This window comes from Lacticaseibacillus pantheris DSM 15945 = JCM 12539 = NBRC 106106, assembly GCF_001591865.1.
Lineage (GTDB): Bacteria > Bacillota > Bacilli > Lactobacillales > Lactobacillaceae > Lacticaseibacillus > Lacticaseibacillus pantheris.
On the sequence record NZ_BCVS01000143.1, the window covers coordinates 1 to 4,628 of the forward strand.

Below are 4,628 nucleotides of genomic sequence, written 5' to 3' on the forward strand. Positions count from 1 at the left end.
GGTCCGTCCGACGCGGTCTGACTCCACTACGCCAACAACGGGCACAATCGCACCGTCCGATCGGTCAGCTCCGCTTACAAATGTTGCTGCCATTGCCCCATTTGGTCGATGAAGCGCTTCGCCCGCGGCGTGGCGCCCACCATGTCGTCGTAGATGCGGTCCAGCAGCACCCGTAATTCTCGCCGCGTGGTTGGCGCCACGTTTACCTGGCCCAGCCGCGATAACGGTACCGTGGCAAACAGCCGGAGTAGGTAGATGGCCTTTGCGGAGGCGTGATACCGGCGCCCGTCTAGCTCCCAGTGGTCGCGACACAGCAAACCACCGTACTTTTCCGAAAAGTCGAGTGGTAGGTCCGTCCGGTGACAAACAACGCAATCCTCCCAGTGTGGTGCCACGCCAAACGCCGCCAGTAACTGCACCTCCGCAATGTTGGTGAGGATGGCCGCGTCTACGCCCTCGTCGATGCGCCGCAACGCACTGGCCGCAAAGTCAAACCACTGCGGAATCGGCTCACCGTCGGGATAGGCCATGTCGATGAGCGCCAAAATGTACGTGGCATATGCGTCCGTTTCAATATCGGCGCTGATGTGGGGATGGGCGCTGAGGTCGGCCGCCTGCCGGATAAACGACAGGCCGTCAGCCCGCACGGTACCCTCGTAGGTGGCACTGGTGAAGGGCAGAATAGCCGCGGCGAGTTTGAACCCAGGTTTACGCGCCCGGTTAAACATGAACATTTTGGTGCCAAACCGGTCCGTCAGTATCTTAACCAACAGGTCGGACTCGCGATATGCCTGTCGACTAATCACAATACCCCGAAATTTTTCCGGTGCACTTTGCATTGACCACCCCTCCTCTCAGTCTTGGCCCGTTGAAAAAGGTGCCCAGTTCACCATGCACATGCTGGTCAACATCAGACACCATTAGACGACCGTGCGTAAACACGGTCACCATTCCTTAATTACGTAAATCCTTTTTGTTGTACCCTAGGGTCTTCAGGTACGCGTTATTGTCGCGCCAATCCTTCTGGACCTTAACCCACAACTTCAGGTTGACCGGTTCGCCCAGTAGCGCCTCGATGTCCTGCCGGGACTTAATCCCGATTTGTTTCAGCATCGCGCCACCTTTGCCAATAATGATACCCTTTTGTCCGGAACGTTCTACGAAGATGGTAGCCTCAATTTGGAGCTTACCACCCTCGTAATCCTTCATGCGTTCAACGACCACCGCCGTAGCGTGAGGAACTTCGTCGTGGACAAGAGTCAAAATCTTTTCCCGAATCAGTTCGCCCACCACAAAGTATTCGGGGTGGTCAGTTAATTCGTCGTCAGGATAATACTGCGGTCCCTCCGGCAGTTCCGCGGTTAACTGGGTCAGCAACTCGTCAACGTTATTGCCTTCGGTCGCCGAGATGGGGAACACTTGGGCAAAGTCGTACATACCATTGTACTTCTCAATCAACGGCAACAGATCATCTGGGTGCACGGCGTCAATTTTGTTCACCAGCAGGTAAACTGGTTTAGTGACATGTTCAAGCTGGTCAATAATCCACTGGTCACCTTTGCCTGGCTGTTCGTCAGCAGCAATCATGAACAGAATGGCATCGACCTGGTTCAGCGTCGATAATGCAGCCTGGTCCATGTAGTCATCCAACGCGTTCTGTGGCTTGTGAATCCCGGGGGTATCAACGAAGACAATCTGTACGTCAGGCGCAGTGTAAATACCGTTGATCTTGTTACGCGTGGTTTGCGCCTTAGGTGACATGATGGCCACCTTTTCACCTAAGATTCGGTTCATGAAGGTGGATTTACCCACGTTCGGCCGACCAATAATTGCGACAAATCCAGAATGGTGTTCAGTCATGGTCCATATCCCCCTTGGTGAAGTAACCCGGTAGCAATGCGCCCACGGTGGTCGTGTCAATGCGACCCTGCAGGTTGGCGAGAAATACTGGCGTGTCCGCGTCGGCAAATTCCGTCATGACTTGGCGGCATGCCCCGCATGGCGAGACGCCCGTTTCCGTGTCGGCGATGACCGCGATAGCGGCGAGATGTCGCTCACCCGCACTGGCCGCCGCAAAGATGGCGTTACGTTCGGCGCACATGGTCAACCCGAAGGACGCGTTCTCGATGTTGGCGCCACGGTAATGTTGCCCGTCGTCGGTGACCACGGCCGCCCCCACATTAAAGTGTGAATATGGCGTGTACGCGTGTTCGCGAGCTGCTTTAGCCTCATTCACTAACTGTTCAATCTGTGTTTTATCCATCAATTTCCCTCTACCGTTCCAAGCCGAAGGCCGATAAAATCTTTTCCTGCAACGGGATCATGACCGCCTCGTCCTCAGGCTGAATATGATCATACCCATTTAGGTGCAGGAATCCGTGAACGACGGTGTAGCCGAGCTCACGCTGGAAGCTGTGCCCATAATCGGCCGCCTGTTCGCGCACCTTACCGGGGGCGATGAAGAGGTCGCCAATATTCTCCGGGATCCCCTCAAAGCCGCTCAACTGTTCCTTATCACCATCCTCAATCGCAAAGCTGATGACGTCGGTTACGCGGTCCGTATCGCGGTACTCACGGTTAATGCGGCGAATTTCCTCATCACTGACAATGGTAATCGACATTTCGGTATCGGGTGCCGAGTGTAATTGCTCCGCGGCAAAGTCAACCAAGCGCGGCACAAGGGCTGCGTCCTCATCAGTTAATAAATGGTCTTCATCAAAAAAGCTTAGATCCATGCTGTCTCCTTATTCATCGGTCGGTTTCTTTGTCGCTGCATCTTTGCGGTCTTCGCGCTGCTCTGCCTGTTTGGCCGCCTGCTTACTGCCCGGCCCGTTGGTACCGCGGTCATAGGCGGCGATGATATCGGCAACTACGGGGTTGCGCACCACGTCGTCCGTGCCAAAGTGGACAAACCGGATGTGTGGAACCCGCGTCAAAATCTGCTCAGCCTGAATCAGACCGCTGCGGCCCTTGCTGGGTAAATCAATTTGCGAAACATCACCGTTTACAATCATCTTGGAATTAAAACCCAAACGCGTGAGGAACATCTTCATCTGCATTTGGGTGGTGTTTTGCGCCTCATCCAGAATTGCAAAGGCGGAATCCAACGTGCGCCCACGCATATAGGCTAGCGGAGCAATCTCAATGACCCCGCGCTCCATCAAACGGTTGGTGTGCTCCGTGCCCAGAACGGCGTGAAGTGCGTCATAAATAGGCCGCAGGTACGGGTCGACCTTTTCCTTGAGGTCGCCGGGTAGGAAACCAAGATTTTCGCCCGCCTCAACTGCCGGTCGCGTCACGATGATGCGCTCGACCTCACCCGCTTTAAGTGCTGCCACGGCCATGACGACGGCCAGGAAGGTTTTACCAGTACCAGCAGGGCCGATACCAAACGTGACCGCATTGTGTTTGATGGCGTCAACGTACTGACGCTGGCCAAAGGTTTTGACCCGGATAGCTTTGCCCTTGGTGTCCTTAATCAGCGATTCCGTGTACAAATCCGCAAAGTACTCCAAGGTGCCCTTCTGCGCCATTTTGACCGCACTGACTACGTCCTGTCCGGATGGCTGGATGCCCTGCTGTTGCAACGACAAAAGCGCCGTCGACACTTGATAAGCGGCGCTAGTATCCGCACTACTCCCGGTAATGCGGATGTCCTGGCCAATCACGGCCATGTCCACGTTCAGGCCTTCCTGAATCACGGTAAGGTTTGAGTTGTTTACGCCAATCAGGTTAATCATCTGATCGACCGACTCAATAGATAATGTTTTCGTAACTGAGTCCGTTGCCAAGAACACGCCCCCTGAAATTGTTTATCACCAGTTTACCACAGTTAGCGGTGTCGCAAACCGTTCTACTTACTGCCAGTATGCAAAAGAGGTGCTGGTTGTTCGCCAACACCCCTGCTTACCGTCGCCACTAGTTAGTTCAACTTTTCCTTCACTAACCGGCTGACAACGGCTCCATCTGCCTTGCCCTTAACCTTAGGCATTACCGCCTTCATGACCAGGCCGAACTGCTTGGCGCTAGTCGCGCCGGTACTGCTGATGGCCTCGTCCACAATGGCACCCACCTCTTCGTCAGATAGTGGTTGTGGCAAGTACCGCTGTACAATCGTAATTTCCTGGTTGGTTTCATCAGCTAAGTCCTGACGACCGCCCTTAGTGAATTCTTCCAGGGATTCCTTACGCTGCTTGAGTTGCGTGGATAAAACTGCAACCTCTTCGTCTTCACTCAAATCATGACCAGCCTGAATCTTTGCGTTAGTCAAGGCGCTTTTAAGTGAACGCACCACGTTCAGCGCAATCTTGTCGTGCGCCTTCATTGCCGTTTTGAGGTCTTCCATTAACGTTTCGTTGAGAGCCATCTTCATAACCATCCTTTAAACATATTTAGTGCAGAGCACACTGCGTTTATTAACCAAAGACTACTTTAACACTGTTCGCGTACAGTCACCAAGGTTGCATTTACTGCAGCTTGCGGTGGGGGCTGCTAGGCGATAGTGTGCGGTTATGAACGCGCGTGGGTTTGGGGACTGCGGCTTACGTGCCTGCGCCGTAGGCTGATACGGTAGTGGTTCACGGCTGCGTCGGTCGGACCGGTGAACTACGGCTTACGTGGGGCGCTCC

6 protein-coding genes are annotated in these 4,628 nt (G+C 54.2%); all 6 read right to left on the reverse strand.

Annotation, left to right across the window (positions count from 1 at the left end):
• Positions 1-74: 74 nt before the first annotated feature.
• Positions 75-839 carry a DNA repair protein RecO gene (gene recO / locus LPA02S_RS10735; protein WP_056956879.1) on the reverse strand — a complete coding sequence of 255 codons (765 nt, stop codon included), beginning with the start codon at positions 837-839 and terminating at the stop codon, positions 75-77.
• A 115-nt stretch (positions 840-954) separates the two neighbouring features.
• A complete protein-coding gene (gene era, locus LPA02S_RS10740) occupies positions 955-1,860 on the reverse strand; it encodes a GTPase Era (RefSeq protein WP_054651806.1) in 906 nt (301 codons plus the stop codon).
• On the reverse strand, positions 1,853-2,263 hold the full coding sequence (locus LPA02S_RS10745) for a cytidine deaminase (protein ID WP_054651804.1): 411 nt from the start codon (positions 2,261-2,263) through the stop codon (positions 1,853-1,855). The genes era and LPA02S_RS10745 overlap by 8 nt, the downstream gene beginning before the upstream one ends.
• Positions 2,264-2,273: 10 nt before the next feature.
• Complete coding sequence (ybeY, locus tag LPA02S_RS10750) at positions 2,274-2,735, reverse strand: rRNA maturation RNase YbeY (RefSeq protein WP_056956878.1); 462 nt, start codon at positions 2,733-2,735, stop codon at positions 2,274-2,276.
• Positions 2,736-2,744: 9 nt separating this feature from the next.
• Positions 2,745-3,791 carry a PhoH family protein gene (locus tag LPA02S_RS10755; protein WP_082405530.1) on the reverse strand — a complete coding sequence of 349 codons (1,047 nt, stop codon included), beginning with the start codon at positions 3,789-3,791 and terminating at the stop codon, positions 2,745-2,747.
• A 131-nt stretch (positions 3,792-3,922) separates the two neighbouring features.
• Positions 3,923-4,366, reverse strand: coding sequence for a GatB/YqeY domain-containing protein (locus LPA02S_RS10760; RefSeq protein WP_054651802.1), 444 nt, complete (start codon positions 4,364-4,366; stop codon positions 3,923-3,925).
• Between the last annotated feature and the right edge of the window lie 262 nt (positions 4,367-4,628).

Excerpts from the sequence above, each read along its gene's own strand:
- recO (WP_056956879.1), bottom strand. The coding sequence starts at position 839 with ATGCAAAGTGCACCGGAAAAATTTCGGGGTATTGTGATTAGTCGACAG.
- ybeY (WP_056956878.1), bottom strand. The coding sequence starts at position 2,735 with ATGGATCTAAGCTTTTTTGATGAAGACCATTTATTAACTGATGAGGAC.
- era (WP_054651806.1), bottom strand. The coding sequence starts at position 1,860 with ATGACTGAACACCATTCTGGATTTGTCGCAATTATTGGTCGGCCGAAC.
- LPA02S_RS10745 (WP_054651804.1), bottom strand. The coding sequence starts at position 2,263 with ATGGATAAAACACAGATTGAACAGTTAGTGAATGAGGCTAAAGCAGCT.
- LPA02S_RS10760 (WP_054651802.1), bottom strand. The coding sequence starts at position 4,366 with ATGGCTCTCAACGAAACGTTAATGGAAGACCTCAAAACGGCAATGAAG.